Here is a 23,733-nt window from a genome sequence, read left to right as displayed (position 1 = left end):
TGCAAGATGAATCTATGATAATCGGACTTGCTCACAGATGAAATGCTGAAATACGATATATGCTACAATTGTGTAGATTCAAGGTGTTACTTTTGACTACGATTATTACAAAATGTAATTGCCTCGAGCATTTGTAACAAAAAATACATGGCAGTGCGGCGTTTTTTTTCGCATTCTGCTATCTTATTAAACATAACTCAATTTGGAGGCATGTCATGCGTGCATTGATCATTACAACAGCTATTGGGGCACTAGCGCTTTCAGGATGTCAGTCTATGGACAACGGTTCTGGTGGTGTACGTGAATATGATAAAACAGCGATTGGTGCCGGTATTGGTGCTTTAGCGGGATATGGTTTATCTCGTGCGAATGCGAACAAAGCATCTCAAAATAACCGTGCAGCAGCAATTGGGGCAATTTTAGGTGCTGGTGCGGGTCTATATTTAGATAACAAAGAGAAAAAATTGCGTGATCAAATGCAGGGTACTGGTGTAGATGTTAGCCGTAATCCAGATGGTTCTGTAAACTTGGTTATGCCGGGTAGTATTACATTTGATACTAACAAATCTAATATCAAACCAAACTTCTATAATACTTTGAATAAAGTAGCACAAACTCTCGCTGAAGATAATAAGAGCGTGATTCTTGTGACGGGTTATACCGATAGTAGCGGTAATGACACCATCAATATTCCATTGTCTCAAGCACGTGCGCAATCTGTAGCCAGTTATTTGTCTGCTCAAGGTGTGCCAAGTAACCGTATTAATGCGCAAGGTCATGGTGCAGCCAACCCAATCGCAGATAACACAACAGCACAAGGCAAAGAGCTAAACCGCCGTGTGGAAATCAGTATCTACGAAAAACAATAATTCAGCTCAATAAATTGTTTTTCTGGGTTGTGTTTAATTAAGATTCCATATCATAAATAAGCGCTCTGCTCTGTCAGGGCGCTTATTTATTATTTTAAAATATAGGCAAGAGATAATAGGCTGAATATATTTTCAGCAAAGCACTGCCGACACGATAAAAATGCGCTATGATCATGTTCAGTCCTGTTGTGCTGAAGATTTATGCTATTCGCCTCACAATATCAATTTCCTGATCCCATTCAAGCAGACCCTGAACAACAAGGGTTAATTTGCATTGGTGCAGATCTTGCGCCAGCAACTTTATATGACGCGTATAGTCATGGGCTTTTTCCATGGTTTTCTGAAGGAGAACCCATTTGTTGGTGGTGTCCTGAACCGCGTTGCATTATTTATCCTGAACAATTCCGACCAAGCAAAACTTTGATCCGTAGCATGAAAAAGCACGATTATCGTTTAACGATTAATCATGCTTTTGATCAGGTCATTACTGCATGTGCTGCACCGCGTCAGTATAGTGAGGAGACCTGGATCTCTGATGAAATTATTCGTGGCTATTGTGGTTTATTTGATGCAGGTCATGCCTATAGTATTGAAGTTTGGGATAAAAATGATGCTCTCATCGGTGGTTTATACGGTGTAAATATTGGTGCCGGTTGTTTTGGCGAGTCGATGTTTAGTCGTGCAACCGATGTCTCTAAGATGGCTTTTTATGCTTTAATGCTCCTCGGGCAAGAAAATCAGTTACCCTGGATTGACTGTCAATTGGTAAATGATCATTTAATCCGCTTGGGTGCTTGTACAATTTCTCGCCAATCATATTTAAAATCGTTACAAGGTGTAATTAAACGCCCTGCTATTGATTGGAAAAAATATCAAGAACGTGTATTTTCAACATATGAACTTGCCACTGCGCGGCAATTATTAAAATGATGAACTTAAGGGGCTGTTATTATGAACTCTTATTACCCCAAGTCTCTGTTAAATGATTTACAGTATTATATTACGCCACCCCATGATTGTAGTTATTTAAACAATAAATCATCGCGGATGGTATTTTTAGATCCAGCACACCGTATTAATGTTCTGACTTTGTCTGAACTGTCGAGACTCGGTTTTCGCCGTAGTGGTGATTTTGTCTATCGCCCAGAATGCCATTTATGTCGCCAATGCTTATCTTGTCGAGTACCTGTCAACGATTTTCAAATGAATAGTCGACAAAAGAAAGCTTGGAAGCGTAATCGTGATTTGACCATACGCCATGTCAGTACGCAGGCGGCGACTCAACAACATTATCAGTTATATCACCGTTATATTTGTGAACGCCATGCTGACGGAGATATGTACCCACCGAGTTATGATCAGTTTGAAAAATTTCTGATTCATAGTTGTACAGACAGTTTCTTCTTAGAGTTTTGGTTAGAAGATCGTTTATTGGCTGTGTCAACCTGTGATGTGTTAGATGACGGTGTTTCTGCGGTATATACCTTCTTTGATCCAGATGAAAACCATCGTTCTCTTGGGGTTTATGCGGTATTACAGCAAATTGAATATGTAAAACAGCAGAATCTCGATTATGTGTATCTTGGTTATTGGGTACCTCATTCTAAAAAAATGAATTATAAGACCGATTATCATCCGATTGAATTACTCTTGGATGGTCAGTGGCGGAGAATCAACCGTAACCTCAGTGCAGAGGAAGTCAAAAATTTGGGCAGTATGCTGATGACAACGCTGCCAGCAGAGTGGAATAACAGCATTATTAAATAATTTGATTCAATCGTGATTACACTAAAGGGCAACTACAGTGATGTACTTGCCCTTTAGCGCTTGAAATTGACTTGCTGTTTCTTGTTAATTTTTGCTCAAATTGATCTCATGGTTTAAACAATTGATGAAAATCATCACAGCAGCTTTTGACCATAATAATGGCATGCTCACGCCCTCCCTGTGCCAAGGGATAATAATTTTTACGCAAATCGATTTGATGAAAATCTAGTTTTTGATAAAAATGGATGGCTGCTTGGTTGCTTTCACGAACTTCTAAAAATACTTGTATCGGGTGATTGGGAAGGGCATCCAAGGCTTGCGTGAGTAATTGTTGTCCATAACCTTGCCCCTGAAAAGCAGGATCAATCGCCATGAGCAGTAAATTGGCTTCATCCAATACGGTTTGTAAAATACAAAAACCGATCACACGTTGTTGTTGCAAGAGTACCGTACATTGATCACTTTCAAGCGATTGTTGAAACTGTTTTAGGCTCCATGGATGGGTTTGTACCTGCTGTTCAATCTGATGAACAGCGTTTAAGTCTTCGGCAAGCATGGCTCGAAACATGGTAATTCTGCTATTTGTCATGACAATAATGTCGCCGATTATAATAGCGTTATGCGCTTTTGGTATAGGGGGCTATTGGCTGGCGTATTATAAAATTTCATGCTTGTTTTATTGTCATGACAATATGAAAATATTTACAAAAATTAAGATGATGCCTATTTGTTTTGACGTTGATGAATCGCCTCTAAGGTGTCAACCAAGACGCGAGTATGTTGATCAATCTCATAATTGAGTTTAGCGCCAAGCTGTAGCGTTTTAAAATTGGTGAGTCTTAAGGTTTCAGGGATTAAATCTACGGCAATGCTGGATCGTGTTGGATCAATCTGATTAATCGTGAGACTACAGCCATGTAGTCCAATAAATCCTTTATGAAATAAATATTTCATTTTTTCAGTAGGAACCGCGAGTTCTAGATGCAGCGTTTCGCCCAGATAGGATAAGGCGATAACCTGTACCGTACCTTCAATATGACCATATAAATTATGCCCACCATTTTCCATACCCATTTTAAACGAGCGCTCAATATTGACCTGATCGCCAATGTTTAAGTCTTTTAAGCTGGTGAGTGATAAGGTTTGATCGGAAATATCAAAAGCAATTTGCGATGGGCTAGGCTGAATTTGTGTCACTGTTAAACAGGTCCCATCAACCGCAACACTGGCACCGATAAAAACATCATCCATAAAGCCATGTTGATTGCTGAGCCAGATAGTACGGTAACCTTGTTGTTCCGTCATTGAGCAGACTTGTTCGGTACCCAAGACAATACCTGTATACATGTTGCAACCCATTGCTGTATTTCAAAGTCAACACAGTATAACGATTTTAGTGTGTTGGCAATCTTAGCGTCAGCATGGTAGTGCGAAAATTGCGATAAAGTGACCAAACGATCTGCTATTGGTCTTGTTGCTACTGAGAAGAGGGGGCGTTTAATTTAAGATGATCAGGGTCATTGGCAAGATAAGCGCATTCTATCAGCTATATAGCTTATATAGTTTTGATATTTAAGAGTTTTATGTTGTTGGCTTGCATCATCATGACCCTGCATTGCTAAAATACATTTTCAGAATTGTCATAAACATAATATAGTTCAGTTGTTTTGAACTTATTTTTAACCATATTGTCACGTCTATTTGCTGTGATGCGGGCGCTTTCAGCTGTAGAGACTTGGCTATTTGCTAAGGGCAAAAGATAAATTGAAGTATGCCTATGAATATACAACTAAAAAAATTCCCACACGCTATTTTTCGTGCCTATGATATACGCGGAAAAGTGGAAAATTTAAACCATACGGTGATTCGTAGTATTGCTTGTGCTTTTGCAAATCTCTTCCGTAGCCATCAACAAGACCATGTTGTACTTGGCTATGATGCTCGTCTGAGCAGTCCATACCTTGCTTATGTGATTGAAAAAACATTAAAAGAGCACCAGATAGCGGTGATGAATATTGGTTGTTGTTCGACGCCACAGCTGTATTTTATGACACAACAACAGCAGGGCAATGGCATTATGATTACCGCCAGTCATAATCCTAAAAGTGATAATGGTTTCAAATGGTTATTGCAGGGGGAGTCTCCTAGCCCAGAGATGATCCAACAGTTGGGGCGCTGTGCGGAAGGTTATGCCACAGAAGATTGCACCACACATGATTTCTTGATGCAATCATATCCGATGCAACATCCTCTAGCTGCGCAGTGTCTGCATCGTTATCAAGATTTTATTCTGCAAGATATTCATTTAAAGAAATCTTTTAAAGTAGTTTTAGATGGTTTGCATGGCTCAGCAGGCATGAGCGCCCAAAGTTTATTGCAACAATTGGGCTGCGAAGTGATTGCACTACGTTGTTTACCCAATGGGCATTTTCCTGATCATGCACCAGATCCATCCCAAGCATCACATCTTCGGCACTTACAACAAAAAATTCTGCTACATCGGGCTGATGTCGGCATAGCTCTGGATGGAGATGGTGACCGAGTGGTGATGTTGGATGAACAAGGGCGGATCTTATCTGCAGATCGGTTATTGGCTTTGATGTCGTGTATATGTTTAGAGCAGCATCCACAGCATGAAGTGGTCTTTGATGTGAAATGTTCCAACATGATCGGTCAAGTTGTTCAGAAATATGCTGCAACCGCAACCATGATTCGGACGGGTAGTACTTTCCTGAGAAAATATATTGCGCATTCAAAAGGAAAAGCCGTATTTGGTGGTGAATACGCCGGGCACTATGTATTTAATGACGGTCGCGGGCTGGGCTATGATGATGGTATATATGCGGCTTTAAGGGTTTTGGAATATTGGAGTCAATTTTCTTGTAATTTCTCTACCTTAATGGCTGCTTATCCTGAGCGTTATGCGACCGAAGATACCTATATTGCAACGCAAGGTATTGCGCCACAGTTGGTTTTGCAAGATTTTTTACGTGAAGCACAACGCTTTGATGCCAAATTAAGTACAATAGACGGCGTTCGATTAGACTTTGCTCATGGTTTTGGCATTATTCGCGCATCGAATACGGGAGATTTCTTTACCGTCCGTTTTGATGCCGATAGCCCTGCTCAGCTCGCAGAGATTCGAACCTGCTTTAGCGACTTAGTCAAAACAAATTACCCTAAACTTGCCGCAGAGATATTAAACGCCCATTAGGAGGATGCAATGGCACACACCCATACTGGCACTGATAAAGCCCAAGTCTTGACGGAAGCCTTACCCTATATCCAAAGATTTTCAGGTAAAACGCTGGTTGTGAAATATGGTGGCAATGCCATGACGGATCCTGCCTTAGAAAGCTCTTTTGCGCGCGATATCGTATTGCTTAAAACAGTTGGTTTAAACCCAATCGTTGTCCATGGTGGAGGGCCGCAAGTTGACTCTTTACTCAAGCAGTTAGGGCGTGAATCGGATCGTATCGATGGAATGCGCGTTACCGATGCGGCAACCATGGAGGTGGTGGAAATGGTGCTCGGTGGGAGCGTGAACAAATCCATCGTCAATTTGATTAACCAACATGGTGGTCGTGCCATTGGTCTGACTGGCAAAGATGGTAATTTACTCCGTGCACGTAAACTTCTGATGCAAAAAACTGCCGAGGATGGTTCTGTTCAAGCGATTGATCTTGGTTTGGTTGGTGAAGTTATTGGCGTTAAAACAGATGTTTTACAAATGTTTAGTAATAGTGACTTTATTCCTGTGATTGCACCTTTGGGGGTGGATGACCAAGGGAATACCTATAATATCAATGCCGATTTGGTCGCGGGGAAAGTTGCTGAGGCATTGGCTGCGGAAAAACTGATTTTATTGACCAATATCAGCGGTGTGTTAGATGAAAATAAACAACTGTTGACTGGACTCAGTACGCAAGAAGTTGATCGACTCATTGAAAGCGGTGTGATTTATGGTGGGATGATTCCTAAAGTGGGCTGTGCATTAGATGCTGTAAAAGGTGGAGTGGTCAGTGCGCATATTGTCGATGGGCGTGTACCCCATGCAACCTTGCTGGAAGTCTTTACCGATCATGGTGTGGGGACCTTGATCAGCAACCGTTTAAAATCAATCGATTGATTTTAAATCTCAGACCGTACTCGACGCGATGATGGGAAATCAATCGATTTCTCATCAGTCTTAAAATGAGCTACAGCTTATTCAAAACAAGCGCTTAAAATCACTGCCAAAAATAACGCGCTCAATAATCACATTATCAAAATTGCAGCAGTTTGTTGTGTGTCATGCTGCTGTCATGTGGATTGCATAGTTTAGATAAATAAGCCTATGGAGTCCTCAAACATGCTGGCTAAGCTCAATCATTATCGTCAAAATCTAAGCTTTCCATTTATCGGGCAAAAAAAATCAGCAATGCAATACCGTTTTGAATGGGCGGATAATTTAAAGCAATTACAAGAAATTCAAAGATTTAGAGCAAAACTTTTTGCAGAACAATTTGGTATCAATTTTGAGCAAGATTTAGATCAAGACCTCTATGATCTGAATTGTGAACACGCCGTCTTAAGAGATAAACACAGTGGTGAGATCGTTGCCTATACCCGACTCAAGCTGTTTCAGGAGCATAATCTACAGCAGAGTTATAGCGCTCAGGAATTTGATCTTTCTGCATTAAGCCATTTAGAGCGTGTGGTTGAAATCGGTCGTACTTGCGTGCACCCGCGTTATCGTAATGGTCGTGCTTTGTCTGTGTTATGGCTTAATCTTGTACCCACGGTACTTTGGCAAATGCGTGCCAAACATTTGATTGGTTGTGTGAGTGTGCGTTTAGAAGATAATTTGGCGCGTGCCTATTATACCGATTTATATTTAAAGAACATGTCGCCTGAGCGTGTGATTGATGTCCCTTCACGTGCTTATTTCGAGCCACAACATCCAGAATTTAGCTTCCCGCAAGATGAGCGCATTCCGAAGCTTTTTCAAGTGTATTTAGCCATGAATGCGAAGCTATCTCGCGAGGCCTATCATGATGTTTCTTTTAATTGTTTAGATTATTTTGTGCTACTCGATATGCATCAGGTTGCAGAAAAATTTGTGCGACAAAAGTTACTCCAACGCTAATGCATTTTAGCGTGCAAGTAGCGCAGCTATTTATATTTGCAAGCTGCACAGGACTCATGCACAATAACTTTTTTATTTGTATTTGTAAGAAATCGTCATGTGTCAGCTTCTTGGAATGAATTGTGCAACCCCAACGGATATAACTTTTTCATTCCGTGGTTTTTCACAGCGCGCAGGAATTACATCAGATCATTCAGATGGTTTTGGAATCGCTTTTTTTGAGGACAAAGCTTGTCGTTTATTTGTCGATAATCAATCGGCTGTTGAATCACCAATTGCTGAGTTTATTCGTAATTATCCGATTAAATCACGTAATGTGATTGCGCATATCCGCAAGGCAACACAAGGTAAAATTACCCTTGAAAACTCACATCCTTTTGTGCGTGAGTTATGGGGTAGACAATGGATTTTTGCCCATAATGGTGATTTACACCATTTTCATCCCCGTCTTTCTGCCCGTTTCACGCCGGTAGGGAATACCGACAGTGAATGGGCTTTTTGCTATGTATTGGATCAATTGGTCCAGCGTTTTGGCTATGTTGAACCGACCTTAGAGCAAATTAGTGAGGCACTCACGCAAATTGCCCCCAGTATTGCCGAATATGGCACCTTTAATTTTTGTTTATCCAATGGACAAGCTTTGTTTAGCTATGCGACCAGTAAATTGCATTGGTTGGTGCGTGCTTATCCATTTAAGCCAGCCCGTCTCATTGATTTAGACGTAGAGGTGGACTTTAGTACGGTGACTACTGTTGAGGATCGTGTGGCGATTATTACCACTGAGCCACTTACCCAAAATGAAGCATGGACAGCATATGTGCCAGGAGAATTGATTGTTTTTAAAAATGGTCAACCAGTGCAACGTAGTGTTACGCATGTACAACGCTTAAAGCGCGAACAAGAAAACCCAGCATTGATTCGTAAAACCAAAGCAGATCAATACTAAGTCCTGCATGTTATAGGGTAGTCTGCTGAGTTAGATGGCTTGTGTCTCTACCCGCGATTTGGCTTTTTTGCAAGCAAACTTTGATTTTCAATGAGGACAAGGGCAAAATAGCGCTAGAATTTCTATTGCACATCGTTAAGCAGGATCCCCTTATGTCACGATGGTTATCGCCACTGCTGGCTTTTTGTCTATCATTTATTGTAATTTCAGCGCTTGCACCAAGTTTAGGTTTGCAAGTCGATCGCCAAATTGATTTTTGGTTACTGTGGTTGGCGGCAATGTTATTGCTGGCTTTACCTTTGACCTATTTAGAAGTTGCCTTGGCTAAACGGAGTAAGACAACTGCATTAAATGCTTTGATGTCACTGACACGTGATGCCGATGCAGCACAACATTGGCGTGTGGTTGGTTGGCTTGCCATTGTATTTATTCCCTTTTTAGCAGCAGGCATATTGTCTAGTGCTACTGCGTTATTGGCGCAACATGTACCGTTGAATTGGCCTCATAGCTATATGATGCTGGGTGCTATAGTGCTGGCTGTATTATGTTCTTATATACCACGACAGCTACTGGTTGTGTTGTCGACTGTTGCTGCGCTTGCGGCATTGCTGTTGTCCAATACCATGAGCGGACCTGCATTAACACCATGGCATGTTAGCGCGCTTGAGTTTGGAGAATGGGGTAATGCGACGATTTTAGCATTGGTTGCCAGTGGTTTAGGTTTGGGTGTCTATGCACAAAGTAATTTAACCACACTCCAGCAGCAGCCACGTGCCACGCAAACAGCTGTACCTGTTTGGATTGCGCAACTTTTAGCCGTGATTGCTTTTGGCTATTTTTCTTTACAGGTCGAGTATGCTGGTTTTAGTCTCGCAATAGCCGCATTATTGGCTGCAGCACTTTTAATCCAACTGGCTCAACAACAACTGGCTGAACGTGGTATTGCACTCTGGTTACAGGGGATCGTCATTTTGCTTGCCATGCTCATTTGGGCAATTCCACACGCGCCTACTGTGCTGACATCTATATTGATGCTTTGGGGCTTAGTGATTTGTTTGATTTATGCGATTTTTGCTGGTTGGATCATGAAGATTAGTCATTTGCGTAAAGCAATGAATTTTAAGAGTGAGATTAGCTATAACTTATGGCGTATCGCCGTTCGTATTGTCGCGCCAATGGCTATTCTTATGGCTATTGTATCCTTTGTAATGCGGGTATTGGCATGAAGCCTCAACAGGTAGCATCATCAGCCAAACAGCGGGTTTGGCTTGCCTATGCAGATGAAAATATACAGCATTTGATTGAGTTGCCTTATCGTGCGGGGATGACCGTACAAGATGTGATTGATGAAAGTGCTATTTTACAGCACGTAGTTTTGCCTGAGTCGGTACAATATGGTATTTGGCAGGAGAAAATTAGCAATATGTTGCATGTGGTGCAACCTGGTGATCGTGTTGAGATTTATCGCGCTTTACGCTTGAATCCTAAAGACATTCGTCGGAAACGTGCTTCTGCCAATCCACTCAAACCACAAAAACAAGGCAATCGATTTAAACAATTCAAATAATATGAAAAACCCCTCATGTGAGGGGTTTAATTTTTGTGGAAAGTGGTTATAGTGGTGGGGCTGTTAGAATCGCTTCTTTAGATGCTGGTAAACCTGGTTGTGTATCAGGGATTGTTTCTAAGCCTTCGACTTTGTTGACATTTCCAGATTGATCAAAATAAATCTTTAGATGTTGACCATGTGCTGCAGGAATTTTTGCCTTTTTAGCATATGTACCTGGGATATAGTTGTAGATATAATCCCAGCGAGCTGGATTGATGGGATCGGTGACTGTTGGACTACCGAGCAAAAAGCGAACCTGCTGATATGACATGCCAGGTTGTATTTGTGCGGCTTGCGCTTTGGTGAGTGGAGTGCCTTGAGGAATGTCTACCTTGTAGACGCCAAAAATTGAACAACCGCCGAGCATGGCTGCGACGAATAAGGTCAGCATGAGTTTTTGCATTTTGCTACACTATCCCAAATTAATTATGATGCAATTGATCTAAGCTTAAATCATACTGCATCTGTACTCTGTTGCATATTCCAACTTAAAATTTGTTAAGAGACCCTTTTTTATGGCTATTTCAAATCAAGACTTACGTAAAGCTGGACTTAAAGTAACCCTCCCTCGAATTAAAATTTTGGAATTATTAGAGAATTCAAAACAACATCACTTGAGTGCGGAAGATATTTATAAGACTTTACTCGAACAAGGCGAAGATGTGGGTTTAGCGACCGTATACCGAGTGTTAACACAATTTGAGGCTGCTGGGATTATTCAACGTCATCATTTCGAGAATAATCATTCTGTTTTCGAGATCATGCAAGAAGATCATCATGATCATTTGGTCTGTCAGCATTGCAATAAAGTTGTTGAATTTACCAATGATATTATCGAGTCAGAACAACATAAAGTTGCAGAACACTTTAATTTTAGCTTAACAGGTCACTCACTTAACCTATATGGTTACTGCGACGCAGCAGAGTGCCAAGAAGCATTACGTAAAAAATAAAGTGTTACGGTACTGCTCAATGACAATTGGGCAATGTACTGCAAAGAATAGCTTGGCTTGTAAATTTAGCTTGCGGCTTTTGAATCTTCAATCTGCCGCATTTTGCTATAAGGCACTGCTGATAATGCCTTGCTGGCGTAACTGAGCATGACTTTGTGCCAGACTGCGCATACCATATTGCGCACCAGTTTGGATGCAGGAATTAATCTGGCTAATTTTATCATCACGGATAAGATGACGAATTGCAGGGATGGCGAGCATGATTTCATGGACCGCGATGCGACCAGCAGTTGTTTTCTTGAGCAAGGTCTGTGCAATTACAGCTTGTAAGGATTCCGCTAAGAGGTGGCGTACCGTTTGTTTCTCTGTGGCGGGGAATACATCGATTAAGCGATGAATGCTTTGTGCCGCTGAGGCGGTATGCAAACTGGCAAATACCAAATGACCAGTCTCCGCAGCAGTCAATGCCAAACGAATGGTTTCTAAGTCACGTAGTTCTCCAATCAAGATAATGTCTGGATCTTCGCGTAGCGCTGCGCGTAATGCATGATTGAAGCTCTGACTATGTGTGTGGATTTCTCTTTGCTGGATTAAACAATTCTGACTATGATGAATAAACTCGATGGGATCTTCTAGCGTGATAATATGTGCAGCTTGTGTTTGGTTAATATAGTCCAGCATTGCCGCCAATGTGGTTGATTTCCCTGTACCTGTGGCGCCTGTAACCAATACTAGTCCTTGTTTTATCTGACAGATCTCCTGAAATATTTCATCTAAGCCCAGGGCCGATAAACTTTTAATCTGCGTTGCAATATAGCGACACGCCAAGGCGGCACCCCGTTGTTGCTGGAACACATTGATGCGAAAACGACCTAATTCGGGCAGTTCAATAGCGCAATCAATTTCTTGTTTTTGTTGGAATTGTTGCAATTGATGGGCAGATAAAATCTGTGCCAGATAGTCCGTGATGTGGCTTGTTGTTAAGTAGGTCGAGCTGCTACGTTGCAGACGACCATCGATTCTAAGCATGGCGGGATGTCCTGCGCTTAAATGCAGGTCGGATGCACCTTGCTCAGTTCCTAGTTTCAATAAATCATAGAGTTGCATAAAGTGCTTATCCTTCTAGGACGGCTTGTTATAATGTAAATGCCGCGTATATGCTTGAATAGCGATGCTGTGATTATGCTATTGGGTCATGCGCATAAATCTTGGAATACTTTTTATGAACGACTTACACGCTGCACGCCAGCAAGTTTTACAACGTATTGCATCCTCTTGTGTTGCTGCACAACGTGATGTACAGAGTGTGCAGTTATTGGCTGTATCAAAAACACATCCCAGTGAGATGATTCGTCAAATGTATGTCGATGGGCAACGTGCCTTCGGTGAAAACTATGTACAAGAAGCTTTAGATAAAATCCAACAGCTGGCAGGCTTAGATATTGAATGGCATTTTATTGGTCATGTCCAACGAAATAAGACCAAACACCTAGCAGAGCACTTTGATTGGGTGCATGGGGTCGACCGCTTGGTGATTGCACAACGGTTGTCACAACAGCGCCAACATGAGCGACCACTGAATATTTGTCTGCAAGTGAATATTGATCAACAAGACAGTAAAGATGGTTGTCAGCCAGCTGAGGTGGCTGAATTAGTGCATGCCATCAGTCAGCTTCCCAATCTCTGTTTGCGTGGCTTGATGATCATTCCAGCGGCTGGGCATCATCAAGCATTTGTCGAGGCGCAGCAGTTATTTGAACAGGTTAAAGCGATGCATCAGCATCCGGAACATTGGGATACGTTGAGTATGGGCATGTCAGGTGATTTAGATGCTGCAATTGCTGCGGGTGCCACCATGGTACGAGTAGGTACGGCGCTATTTGGTCAGCGTGATTACCATAGATCTTAAGCGATTGACGGCATCTGTTTATCCACACTGGCTAGCAGCTTTGCAAATTAAAAACAGCAAACGGCAAACATAGCTATGTTCGCCGTTTGCTTATGATTACCAGAATAGCTTGCGATCAGGATGATGGTCCTTAGAACTATAGAACTATAGAACTTAGGACTATAGTCCTTAGAACTGATAGGTGAGTGAGCCTGTAATTTGACGACCTGTTCCCCAAGTATTGCTGGTATTTTGCTTATACGTTTTGTCAAATACATTGTTGAGGTTTAAGCCCACACTGAGATCAGGTCTGATCGCGTATCGTCCCATTAAGTTAACCAAGGTATAGGCGGGTTGGCGATTATATTCAGCCACAATTCCTTTGGCACTGGCATCATAGATTTTACTTTGCCATTGGATGCCACCACCGAGGGTCCATTGCTGCCACTGATAACTGGTAAATAATTTTATATTGTGCTCAGGAATATCTGTTCTGAGTGGTTCACCATTTTGGTTTTCAGCATCGACATAGCTATAACCTGCTTGCATATTCCAATTGGGTAATAATTCTCCCGCTAAAATAAGATCTACCCCTTTGATTTTCGCACCATTGATAGCGATATAAGCTTGCTTACCATTACTGTTGATCACAGTGCCGTCTTTGATGGCAAAATTATCTTGTTTCATTTGGAAGTAAGCAGCGCTGGCATTGAGGCGACCATCAAAATAGCTACCTTTTAGCCCGATCTCAAAGCTATTACCTTCTTCTGGGTCTAAATAATTCCCCGCGCTATCTTCATTGCTGGATGGGTTGAAGATAGACGTATAGCTGGCATAGGCTGTATGTTGCGCATTGATGTCGTAAACCAAGCCGATATACGGTGTAAAAATACCGTTTTGTTTTTGCTGATTGGCTGTGACTTTACGTTCCCATTGGCTTACGCGGCTACCGACTAATAATTTTAGAGGGTCCAGCAATTGTAGATCTAAGGCGAAAAAAGCACCATACTGTTGCTCATCAACCAGATTACGACCAACTTCAGGCATATCTGGACGTTTGACTTGACCATTCCAGCCCTCAATCTGCACTGGCGTATAGTAACGGTTGTATTTGGGATCATCTGATTGAATGCGATAGCCATTGAAACCGACACTTAACTGGTGTTGACGACCTAAGGCATTGAAATGACCGGTACTATAAAGATCAAGTGAATGCACATCTGGTGAATTGCGCATACGCCCACTGGTCACAACCATTTGTCCTGGATGAAGAGTCGTATCTTTATTGACAACATAATCACTGTCATAGACGATACCACCAGAACCCGCTACCCCGTAAACGCGGTCGTTATCGGCATGGGTAAAGCTATAATTGGCAACACCTTTCCAGCCATTTTGAAATTGATGTTCTAAGCCGACAAATAGATTTATTTTATCGGTATCACTATAGGTCCATTCTGCAGCTGCATTGTCTTTACGACCAAAGTGTACAGGTTGGCGTATACGATCATGTGACACAAAAGGTAAGCCATGAGCTGTTGCTTGGTCTAAACGAATTTGTTGGGCGCTGAGTGCGGTACTCAAGATTGTATTTGGACTCAGATCAAAATCTAATGCGCCATAAAATAGAGCATTACGGCTATCGAAACGATCTTGTTGGCTACCACCTTGTGCATAGGCTGCAATGGCGCGACCACGAATCGATGCATCATCATTTAGTGCGCCGCCGACATCGATTTGGCTACGATAGTTATCCCATGAACCTGCTTGTACTTTGACTGAACCTGTTCGTTCAGCGCTAGGGCGTTTACGGACATAGTTAATACTGGCACTAGGTTGTCCTGAGCCATTGGTTAAACCATTGGAACCTTTAATCACTTCAACGCGTTCATAGATTGCAGAGTCTTCGATCCCCAACATATCTGAACCACCAAATGAAGCTGCAGTACTTGGAATGCCATCACGTTGAATATTCTGAATTGCAAAACCACGACTATAATAAGTGGTATAGCCCGCACCTAATTGTCCATACCGTACTACATTGACGCCAGGAACTTGTGCCAAGATGTCATTACTTGAATTGAGGTTTTGTTCATCAATTTGCTGGCTGGTTAGGGCATAGACACTTTGTGGCGTATGTTTGAGATCTAAGTCTAGCTTGTTGGTGGCAGTGGTTTTTTTGATGGTATAACCGATGTTATCACTTTGATTGGCATGCAATTCAATGGTCGGTAGAGCGGTATCTGTTTCCGCATAGAGTGTACTATTTATACTGCATAGGGTAATGCTCGCGAGCATCTGTGCGAGTGGAGAAATTTTAAAATTCATGACAAAAGTTCTAGCGTTAAGAAAATAAAAAGCAAATATAACAAATAATAACGCTTATCATTATTGTTATTTTTATTGGATTTATTTTTTAATTGAATAGCCGATTTGACTTTGATTGATATATCGAATTTAGCCAAGGTGTGGGGGATGACCATGTCTCGTGTTATGATTATCGAATTTGTTTTTATTCAATCTCTTAGCTTTTTAATTGTTGCTTGTGGCGTAACGCGGGGCATATGAGTAGAAAAAAAACCATGCCCCATGGCCATTAGCCCACAATATCGATTTTACTAGCACCGGCACCAATCGGATTGACTTGAATCTGTACGGGAATACGCTCATGCATCTCAGCAATATGGGAAATTAAGATCACTTTACGACCTTGGCTTTGTAAATGGTCTAGGGCATTCATCACCATATGTAAGGATGCATGATCTAAAGTCCCAAAACCTTCATCAATAAAGAGCGATTCAATTTTTAAGCTACCAGATGCCATATTGGCAATCGCCAAAGATAAGGCCAAGGCTGTTAAAAATGATTCACCGCCAGATAAAGAGGCGACAGCACGGACTTCGCCATCCATTTCATGGTCGATAATTGCCAGACTGAGGGAGTGATCAAGGCGTTTAAGCGTATAACGTTGTGATAGCTGTTGTAACTGCTGATTGGCATAAATGAGTAGCATATCGAGATGATACTGTTGGGCATAGTCACGAAATTTTTTTCCATTTTTATCGCCCATAAGATTAGAAATTTTTGACCAGCGATATTCTTGCTGCTGAATTTCTGTGATCTGTGATTGATATTGTTGTTGTTTTTCCTGATTACGGCGCTCTAAGTCGAGCTGTAGTTTCAGTTGTTCTTTATGTTGTTGTTGCTGCTGTAGGGCAGTTGCTGTGTGTTCAAGTCGCTCTAGCACGTGTGTCAGTGTATGGGGCGGCTGCGTTTGTTGGTGTAATTGTAGTTGTTCTTGCAAGCTCGCATGGACGGCTTGTATTTCATTATATTGCCCTTCAACGTGTTGTATATGTTCACGTATCTGCTGTTCTTGGTGACTATCAATGGTCAATAGCGCAGGAAATTGTGCCAGTGTGAAGTCTTGTTGGCTTTCACACCAGTGCTGTAGCTGCTGTTCTAGCTGTTCCAGACTTTGCTGTAGCTGTTGGAGTTGATGTTGTTCTTGATCACGCTGTTGTTTTTGCGTCAAATACTCTTGTTGAAGCTGTTCATAGCGTGGTTTGAGTGCGGCATAGTCTTGTTGTAACTGTTGTTGTTGCTGCTCATGTTGTTGCATCCACTCGCTGGCTTTGACCGCGGTGATTGCTGTAATTTGAGCGAGTTCTTGGTCTGCGTATTCAGCTTTTTGCCGCCCTTGTGTGGTAATGTCCTGACGTTGTTGCTCAAGTTGTTGGATGTTTTCTGTGCTATGTTGGCAACGTTGCTGACTGTGCTGTAGTTCGCGCTGTAGGCTTTGCAGTTGTTGTTCGCATTGACTGTACTGCTGTAGCTGTTGCTGACGTTGTTGCAGTTGTTGGCATAATTTCTTGATGTGTGGGATTGAAAAGTCTAGCGCTTGTTTTTCTGTTGTGTTGTCTAAGCTACTCAAGCTGAGTTCAATCTGTGCTTGTAAATGTTGCGCTCGCTCGATTTGCTGCTGTTGTTGTGCGGATTGACTGTGTAGTGTTTGCAGTTGTTGTTTGGCTGTATGAAATTGCTGACGTTGTTGTTCTGAGCTGTGCAACAGTGTTTGCTGCGTTGCGATAACTGCCTTGAGGTGTTCGGCCATGCTGAGTGTCGTTGGGCAAGCTGGTAGTTGAGCAATCTGCATATGTTGTGCAATGTCATGTTGTAACTGTTCAGCTTGCTGTGATAAAGCATGTATTTGTTGTTGTAACTGCTGCAATAAACTGTCTAAACGTGCTGCTTGTTGTTGGGCTTGTTGCCAGTGCTGTAGATGTTGTTGTTCTTGCTGTTCAGCCTGTTGTAACTGTTGTTGTTCTAGTGCGAGCAACATTTTGTTGGGTTGCTGCTGTGGGTCTAAATAGGGATGTTCCGTACTGCCGCAAACGATACAAGGCTGTTCGGGCAGCAATTGAGCACGCAATTTTTCGACACTTTCGGTAAAGAGTAAGCGTTGCTTGTGTAAAAAATGCTGTAGTTGTAGTCGCTCAGCCTTACTGGCTTGATAGTCTTGTTCAGCCTGTTGTTGTTGGGCTTGCTGTTGCGTCAGGGCTTGTTGCTGCTGTTGTTGCTCTAACTGTAAGGCATCACAGCGTTGCTGCACAGCATGTTGTTGGCTGTATTGTTGTTGCAAATGTTGTAGCGTGGTGATTTTAAGCTGTAAGTTTTCTCTTTGTTGTTGCAGTTGCTCTAACTGTTGATCGATCGCGTCTACATCACCATGTTGTTGCTGGTATTGGCTGATCTGCTCTAAGCATTGCCCAAGCTGTTGTTGGGCTTGTTGCATTGAGCCGATTTGCGCTGCGATTGGGCGATATTGCTTGATATAATGCTGAAACTGCTGAATGTGGACGCTAATACCACTATCCAGTGCTGCGAAGTGTTGAGATGAGTCGAGTGTTTGTTGCAGTTGAGCGAGGTTCTGCTGCAAGGCTTGCTGCTGTTGTTGCAACTGCTGGTTGTGCTCTACAAGAGGGCTGTGCTGTTGTTGGGCTTGCTCAATTTTGTAATGCAGTTCTTTATATTGTTTCTTTAGAAACTCTCTTTCTTGTAATGCCTGACGAATCAGAAGTAATTGCGGTTGATATTGTTGTTCAAACTGCTGCTGTTGTTGCTGTTGCTGTTCTAGCTGCTGGAATTGTTGCTGTATCTGAGTAAATTGCTGTTCTATTTGTAGAAACTTGGGCTGCTGTTGTTGTAACTGCTGCTCTAAGTGTTGTTGCTGTGCGAGGTCTTGTTGGTGACGATAAGCCAAAGGACGAATCTGTGAAAACAGCTGTAAGCGCTGAAGTTGTAAACGTTCGGCAGCCAAAGCTTGGGATTGCTGTTGTGCCTGTTGTAAGTCGTGTTGTTTCTGCGTGATATTCTGCTGTAATTGGCTTTGCCGTTGATACCATTGTTGAGCAATAATATCTTGTTGTTTTTGTTGCTCTAATTGCTGTTGTTCTGCAAGGCACTCTCGATATTGCTGTTCTAAGCTGTCGATCTGTTCAGGGCTAAGTCGCTCGATATGCCCTAAAATTTGTTCCAGTTGTTTCCGTTGTAGCTGGATGTCTCGACTTTTTTCAAAAGCCAGCTGACCAATTTTGGCATAAATATTGGAGTTGGTGAGATATTCAAGCAGTTCACCGCGTTCCTGATCACGTGCTTTTAAAAATGCGGTCACTTCCGACTGTGCCAATAGCACTGCACGGGTAAATTGCTCAAAACTCAGTTGAGTAATTTGTTGAATTTGCTCATCTACTGCTTTGATTTTATCGGCAATGAGTATTCCATCGCTAAGACAGCGCAGGCTGCGTTGAATATTTTGTAATTTTCCTTGAGGATTTTCACGCGCACGTTTAATTTCCCAACGTGCCAGATAATGCTTTTGATCGGGTGCAACAAAACATAACTCAGCAAAACCATGTGCACTGCCACGCCGTAAGACTGTTAATGGGGAATTGCTGGGAAGCTCTGAGCCATCGACATCGATCAGTTTGCCTTCACCATCCTTTAAGCGTGGAATGCGGTTAAATAAACTTAAGCACATGGCATCTAAGATGGTGGATTTACCCGCGCCGGTTTTGCCAGTAATGGCAATGAGTCCAGCACTTGCCAAGGGCTCACAACTGAAATCGATAAACTGCTCGCCTGCCAAAGAGGCTAAATTTTTAATTCGTATTGAAGTAATTTTCATGTCTAAGGTCTAACTCTGTGGGGCGCTTTACGATAGTGCTTGCTGTGCTTCAATGACCAAACTGGCAAAGTCTTGCTCAACGTCGGGATCGGCTTGGTAGCCTTGTTGTTGCCAGAGTTGTTGAAAGAGTTTATCTGGCGTAGGCGCTTCTAGCAGTAATTGTTGTTCGAATGACTCGGTATTGGACTGTTGCTGTGGGTATTTGCGAACAATACGCAGTAGACGATAACGATCCTCGGGTAATAAGTCTTCAAACTGTTGTCTTAAATTGAGTTGAGGTGGTCTAAGGCTATGGTATTCGATATCCAAATAACAACGTTGTTCTAATGGCAGCGGCTCACCTTGGGGGAGTTGTTGTAATTGTTGCAAAACTTCTTGTAGCTCACCTTGGATACGCTGTAGCGGCACACTGCGAGGGATGGCTAAGCGCGTTAGTTTTAAGCGTTGCTCGGGATCTTTTTCTGTTGGGTCAATGCTGACATCAAGCACTTGATGTTGGTATTTGACTTCACTAAAGGACAGAGGAATAGGCGAGCCACTATAGCGGATATGGCGCTGTTGCACGATCTGTGGCTTATGCAGATGACCCAGTGCGACATAATCGATTAGGTCATCAAACAGTGAGATTGATAAAGCTTCTTCATGCCCAATAATAATCGGGCGCTCGGAGTCAGAACTTTCCCCCCCTTGCATATGCGCATGTGACATTAAAATCAAGGCTTGTCCAGCTTGTTGCCGTTGTCGTGCTGCAGCGATCAGTTGTTGATGTAAATAAGCGATGGCATCTTGACTATGACGACATTGTTCATGCGCACTGGTAATTTCTGCTGGACGCAAATAAGGCAATGCCAAGCACCATGCCACAATGTGTTGTTCGCGATTATAAATAGGCTGCAATAAACTATCGAGATCAAGTGCTTGCTCTGCGTTACGCTGGATAACGCCAATTGCTTTGGCGCGATATTTGTCTAATAGCGGTTGTACTTGTTCGATGCGGTAGCCCGAATCATGGTTACCCGCGATCATGAGTGTTTGTAGGTGTGGCGCAACCCGATGAGCATCTGCTAGAAATTGATACAGTTGTTTTTGGGCTTGTGCGGCAGGATTGATGACATCAAAGATATCGCCGGCGATGAGCAGTGCATCTGGCTGTTGTGCCTCAATTTGTACAATAAGCCAGTCCAGAAATTGCTGATGCTCATAATAACGCGAGTGATTGTAGAAGTATTGCCCTAAATGCCAATCCGAAGTATGAAAGAAACGTACACTCATCGATAGAACCACACTACACAGCAAAACACAGGAGTAGCAGTATAACGCGAATTGTAATGGGGCGGCATGCTAGAACGCAGGACAACTGCATAGCATGACAATGGGCATGCTCTTTGTGCGATGATTGGTGACTTAGTCATCTGGGGATCTGTGTAAAAAGTTAGATCAATACAAAAGTGAGATAAATAAAAGCCGACGATTCGAGTGATGGTAAATCGCCGGCTTAATACTTCTTGAATCAGAGATAATCAATTCTTGAAGCAAGTGTTGCTTTTAATCGCTATGAAGGAAGGTCTCCGAATATATTTGTCGATGCCAGTACAAATAGAAAACGGTTGCTGCAGACCTTATACTTCTAATAACGTTGTCCATATTGCTTTGGTTGACATAGATTTTAAAAAAAACTGAATTTTTTCTATACTGGAAGAAATATGCCAAAAGGGGAAGCTTGTGCGTGGTTTAAGTATTTATTTTTTATGGTTTTTTGTTTTTTGTCTATTGTTTAGCCTATTGGGTGGCATGGTTATTAGTCTGTTAAACCCAGATTTGGCGATGGGCTTATTGGCAGTACCCTATTTATTGGCGATGATTGCGACCTTATACGTTTTTTTGAAAAAACAGCGCCAAGCACCGACGACACAACAACGTTTATTACTTTCTTTTGGCTATATCGTGATATTTTGGCTGTATAGTGCCGCGGGTATCGTGAGTACGATTTACTATTTTTCTCGTCAGGACGCACAAATTTGGCAAGAGTTCTTAGCCAATATCCAAAATCTACAGTTTTTGTTTTTTATCTTGGTGGTGGCCTTGGCTGTGAGTTTGCCGCTATTTTTTGTGACATCTTGGTTTTATGGACCGCAAGCACAACGCATGGCGGCACAGATGTTTAAACAATAACTAAACTATTTTAGACGTCGCTGTTTTTTAGTAAATATTTTATAAATAACAGTTTTTGATGTCAGGGCTTAAACCTAATGCACCTCAACCCGATTGTTGCGATGGGGGATCAGCTTGAATGTTGTTGATCCCTTGCCGTGAGGTCAAGCTGACTTAACAGGTCTAATGTGCTTTCTGCATAATAAAATTGACTTAAATAATGCCGTGCCCGTTGTTGTAGATAGGACTGTTGTAACATTTGAGCAAATATCGGTTGCAATAACGGAGACAATTGTTCAGCCACTAAGTTGTCATCAATATTTAAATCATTGAGGATAGATGCCATGGGTTTTTCCTGATTACGGACATACCAGGTATAAGCACCATCATGTAATTGTTGCGCCAGATATTCACTTTGTCGTAAATAATCCCAAATTTCATGCCCAAGTGCTACGGTATGCGGCAAATCTTCTAGGCAAATATAATCTTGTAGTGTACTAAGTGGTAAACCTTTGATTTTGTGCCATAAGCTAGCTTGTAGATGATAAAGCCGTTCATCATCTAAGTGTTGGTTAATAATTTTTTCACTGAGTTCACTGATGCGCAGCAGATTTTTTTGTAGATAATTGCGTACAGTATCGTCAATATTACTGTCAGTAACGCTTTCAAAGACGGATTTACCCATTTTCATAAAACGCCCAACGCCAGGTACTTTTTTATTGACGATGGTATTGTCGATATACTCTTGAATGGACTGATGAATGACCTGACTGAGCATGGTGGTAAAGGCGGGTTGTTGCACGATACGCTGGATTAATTTTTGACGATGTTGGCTTTTATCTGCGACATAGCGCGCGATTTTGTCGATGGTCAAGACCGGTAAAATATCCTGCACCGTGGTGTCATGATTTAGAGGATGACACAGCGCAAAATGAATATGTGTGCTGATTTGTTGGATCAGGCTGTCGCTGGCAGGACGTTGTAAAATTTGTGCTTTTAACAGCGCGAAGATATCTGGAAATTGCCATATATCTTGTAGTGCTTGCTGTTTAAACCATTGATAAAAGGCTAGGAACTCGTCATGTACCGTATTATCTTGAGCGAAACAATCTGTTAGGAATGCTAAATGCGCGTCGATGAGTTGTTCAATTTGAGGATGTGACATGACAAGTTCCTATGGTGCCTCACAAGGCTCAGTCGCGAGCATTTAAGGCGTGGTATTTTTTTGCAAGAAGACTAAGTATTGTTCGATGACCCGTTCTGGTGCTTCAACAATGGGCACATGACCAACGCGCTCTAGCAGAACAGGGGGCTCAGGTTTGTGTAGCATCTGTTGCAATTCCTGCGCGGCTTCAACCGTAATGATTTGATCTTGTTTTCCCCAAATAATCAAGGTTGGCGCATTAATTTCTCTGACCATTTTGGCGAAAGAGCTATTGGTATATAACTTATTGAGTTCGATAAGCTGCTGAATGACCTTATTATTCATGTCAGATTGACTGATTAACATTTTTTCTTTTTGTTGAAATAAAACAGTCGGCATAAACGGTGGATCATACATGACTTTTTTAATCATATAGCGCATATCACCAGGTTTTGAAACCACGAGCTCTTTGATCGCCATAGGGTTTTTGATATAAGGGCTATGATTATTCTGATAAATACCACCACTGCTGACCAGCATCAAACTTTGAATGTCATCTGGATATTGTGCCGCGTAAAACATCGCAATTACACCACCCAGCGAATGCCCTGCAATATTCAGGTTGTCTTGAATATGAGCAGCCTCAATAAAACGGCGTAAATGCTCTGTTACATTGGGCACCGAGAAATCAAAATGAGCTGGGGTTTGTGTTTCTGCACTGGTCGGTAAATCAGGGATAATGACATGGTAGTAAGGGGTAAGCGCATGTGCGACTTCATTCCAAGTATCACGACTACTGGCAAGACCATGGATCAGCAACAAGGTCGGCTTGGCCGGATCTCCGCCTTCGCTATAGGTCCAAACAACATCACCAACGTGCAAGGTTTTGTTTTCTAATCCCGCCCAACGCCGTTGTTCGTTGAGAATGTTGTGATAACGCTCAACCGCAACAGATGGTGTTTGGGCATGGCTCGTCTGAATAAACAGTTGATTGCCACTAAGCAGTACAGCAAGCGTCAATAAACTGTTGTTCAGTAATGGCAATATATGCTTGGAGAGCATTGTCGTCATATATGGCTTCCCTTAAACAA

21 protein-coding genes are annotated in these 23,733 nt (G+C 42.2%); 12 read left to right on the top strand and 9 right to left on the bottom strand.

Annotation, left to right across the window (positions count from 1 at the left end):
* Positions 1-215: 215 nt before the first annotated feature.
* The 3 genes from BFG52_RS12540 to BFG52_RS12530 all read left to right on the top strand — a co-directional run bounded on the left by BFG52_RS12540 (position 216) and on the right by BFG52_RS12530 (position 2,636).
* Positions 216-869, top strand: coding sequence for an OmpA family protein (locus BFG52_RS12540; RefSeq protein WP_067556794.1), 654 nt, complete (start codon positions 216-218; stop codon positions 867-869).
* Between the two features lie 201 nt (positions 870-1,070).
* A complete protein-coding gene (gene aat, locus BFG52_RS12535; protein ID WP_067556791.1) occupies positions 1,071-1,799 on the top strand; it encodes a leucyl/phenylalanyl-tRNA--protein transferase in 729 nt (242 codons plus the stop codon).
* Positions 1,800-1,820: 21 nt separating this feature from the next.
* A complete protein-coding gene (locus BFG52_RS12530) occupies positions 1,821-2,636 on the top strand; it encodes an arginyltransferase (RefSeq protein ID WP_067556788.1) in 816 nt (271 codons plus the stop codon).
* A gap of 106 nt (positions 2,637-2,742) precedes the next feature.
* On the opposite strand, the gene rimI is transcribed toward BFG52_RS12530, so the two are convergent.
* Both rimI and BFG52_RS12520 read right to left on the bottom strand, forming a co-directional pair.
* A complete protein-coding gene (gene rimI, locus BFG52_RS12525) occupies positions 2,743-3,204 on the bottom strand; it encodes a ribosomal protein S18-alanine N-acetyltransferase (RefSeq protein ID WP_067556785.1) in 462 nt (153 codons plus the stop codon).
* A 155-nt stretch (positions 3,205-3,359) separates the two neighbouring features.
* Positions 3,360-3,983 carry a riboflavin synthase gene (locus BFG52_RS12520; protein WP_067556782.1) on the bottom strand — a complete coding sequence of 208 codons (624 nt, stop codon included), beginning with the start codon at positions 3,981-3,983 and terminating at the stop codon, positions 3,360-3,362.
* Between the two features lie 430 nt (positions 3,984-4,413).
* Here BFG52_RS12520 and BFG52_RS12515 point away from each other — a divergent pair, with 430 nt between their 5' ends.
* From BFG52_RS12515 to BFG52_RS12490, 6 genes are all read left to right on the top strand, one after another.
* A complete protein-coding gene (locus tag BFG52_RS12515; RefSeq protein WP_067556779.1) occupies positions 4,414-5,850 on the top strand; it encodes a phosphomannomutase/phosphoglucomutase in 1,437 nt (478 codons plus the stop codon).
* Between the two features lie 9 nt (positions 5,851-5,859).
* The gene (gene argB, locus BFG52_RS12510) at positions 5,860-6,765 is read left to right on the top strand and encodes an acetylglutamate kinase (RefSeq protein ID WP_067556777.1); all 906 of its coding nucleotides are present in this window, start codon (positions 5,860-5,862) and stop codon (positions 6,763-6,765) included.
* 222 nt (positions 6,766-6,987) lie between these two features.
* Entirely contained in the window at positions 6,988-7,764 is a 777-nt protein-coding gene (locus BFG52_RS12505) for a GNAT family N-acetyltransferase (RefSeq protein WP_067556775.1), read from the top strand.
* A 97-nt stretch (positions 7,765-7,861) separates the two neighbouring features.
* Positions 7,862-8,710: a class II glutamine amidotransferase gene (locus tag BFG52_RS12500; RefSeq protein ID WP_067556773.1), complete on the top strand. Its 849-nt coding sequence runs from the start codon at positions 7,862-7,864 to the stop codon at positions 8,708-8,710.
* 152 nt (positions 8,711-8,862) lie between these two features.
* A complete protein-coding gene (locus tag BFG52_RS12495; protein WP_067556770.1) occupies positions 8,863-9,936 on the top strand; it encodes a hypothetical protein in 1,074 nt (357 codons plus the stop codon).
* The gene (locus tag BFG52_RS12490; RefSeq protein ID WP_067556767.1) at positions 9,933-10,277 is read left to right on the top strand and encodes an RnfH family protein; all 345 of its coding nucleotides are present in this window, start codon (positions 9,933-9,935) and stop codon (positions 10,275-10,277) included. The genes BFG52_RS12495 and BFG52_RS12490 overlap by 4 nt, the downstream gene beginning before the upstream one ends.
* A 46-nt stretch (positions 10,278-10,323) precedes the next feature.
* Here the strand turns inward: BFG52_RS12490 and BFG52_RS12485 are convergent, their stop codons facing one another.
* The gene (locus BFG52_RS12485) at positions 10,324-10,722 is read right to left on the bottom strand and encodes an outer membrane protein assembly factor BamE (protein ID WP_067556765.1); all 399 of its coding nucleotides are present in this window, start codon (positions 10,720-10,722) and stop codon (positions 10,324-10,326) included.
* Between the two features lie 112 nt (positions 10,723-10,834).
* On the opposite strand from BFG52_RS12485, the gene fur reads away from it, so the two are divergent.
* Positions 10,835-11,272, top strand: a complete 438-nt coding sequence (fur, locus tag BFG52_RS12480) for a ferric iron uptake transcriptional regulator (protein ID WP_067556763.1) — start codon at positions 10,835-10,837, stop codon at positions 11,270-11,272.
* Between the two features lie 105 nt (positions 11,273-11,377).
* On the opposite strand, the gene BFG52_RS12475 is transcribed toward fur, so the two are convergent.
* Positions 11,378-12,379 (bottom strand): type IV pilus twitching motility protein PilT, encoded by a 1,002-nt coding sequence (locus BFG52_RS12475; protein ID WP_067556760.1) that lies wholly within the window; start codon positions 12,377-12,379, stop codon positions 11,378-11,380.
* A gap of 115 nt (positions 12,380-12,494) precedes the next feature.
* Here BFG52_RS12475 and BFG52_RS12470 point away from each other — a divergent pair, with 115 nt between their 5' ends.
* Positions 12,495-13,181: a YggS family pyridoxal phosphate-dependent enzyme gene (locus BFG52_RS12470; protein ID WP_067556757.1), complete on the top strand. Its 687-nt coding sequence runs from the start codon at positions 12,495-12,497 to the stop codon at positions 13,179-13,181.
* Positions 13,182-13,349: 168 nt separating this feature from the next.
* On the opposite strand, the gene BFG52_RS12465 is transcribed toward BFG52_RS12470, so the two are convergent.
* The 3 genes from BFG52_RS12465 to BFG52_RS12455 form a co-directional block, all read right to left on the bottom strand.
* Positions 13,350-15,488 carry a TonB-dependent siderophore receptor gene (locus BFG52_RS12465; RefSeq protein WP_067556754.1) on the bottom strand — a complete coding sequence of 713 codons (2,139 nt, stop codon included), beginning with the start codon at positions 15,486-15,488 and terminating at the stop codon, positions 13,350-13,352.
* Between the two features lie 268 nt (positions 15,489-15,756).
* A complete protein-coding gene (locus tag BFG52_RS12460; RefSeq protein WP_067556752.1) occupies positions 15,757-19,347 on the bottom strand; it encodes an AAA family ATPase in 3,591 nt (1,196 codons plus the stop codon).
* 27 nt (positions 19,348-19,374) lie between these two features.
* The gene (locus BFG52_RS12455) at positions 19,375-20,619 is read right to left on the bottom strand and encodes an exonuclease SbcCD subunit D (protein ID WP_067556749.1); all 1,245 of its coding nucleotides are present in this window, start codon (positions 20,617-20,619) and stop codon (positions 19,375-19,377) included.
* A 450-nt stretch (positions 20,620-21,069) separates the two neighbouring features.
* Between BFG52_RS12455 and BFG52_RS12450 the strand changes: the two genes are divergently transcribed.
* Positions 21,070-21,519, top strand: coding sequence for an ABZJ_00895 family protein (locus tag BFG52_RS12450; RefSeq protein WP_067556746.1), 450 nt, complete (start codon positions 21,070-21,072; stop codon positions 21,517-21,519).
* Positions 21,520-21,628: 109 nt separating this feature from the next.
* Here BFG52_RS12450 and BFG52_RS12445 read toward each other — a convergent pair whose 3' ends face one another.
* Both BFG52_RS12445 and BFG52_RS12440 read right to left on the bottom strand, forming a co-directional pair.
* A complete protein-coding gene (locus BFG52_RS12445; RefSeq protein WP_067556745.1) occupies positions 21,629-22,663 on the bottom strand; it encodes a hypothetical protein in 1,035 nt (344 codons plus the stop codon).
* Positions 22,664-22,705: 42 nt separating this feature from the next.
* A complete protein-coding gene (locus BFG52_RS12440; RefSeq protein ID WP_099092638.1) occupies positions 22,706-23,713 on the bottom strand; it encodes an alpha/beta fold hydrolase in 1,008 nt (335 codons plus the stop codon).
* Positions 23,714-23,733: the final 20 nt, after the last annotated feature.

Source organism: Acinetobacter larvae, from assembly GCF_001704115.1.
Classification (GTDB): domain Bacteria; phylum Pseudomonadota; class Gammaproteobacteria; order Pseudomonadales; family Moraxellaceae; genus Acinetobacter; species Acinetobacter larvae.
The sequence above is the reverse complement of the archived record's forward strand: the minus strand, read 5'-3'. Positions and strand labels throughout refer to the sequence as shown.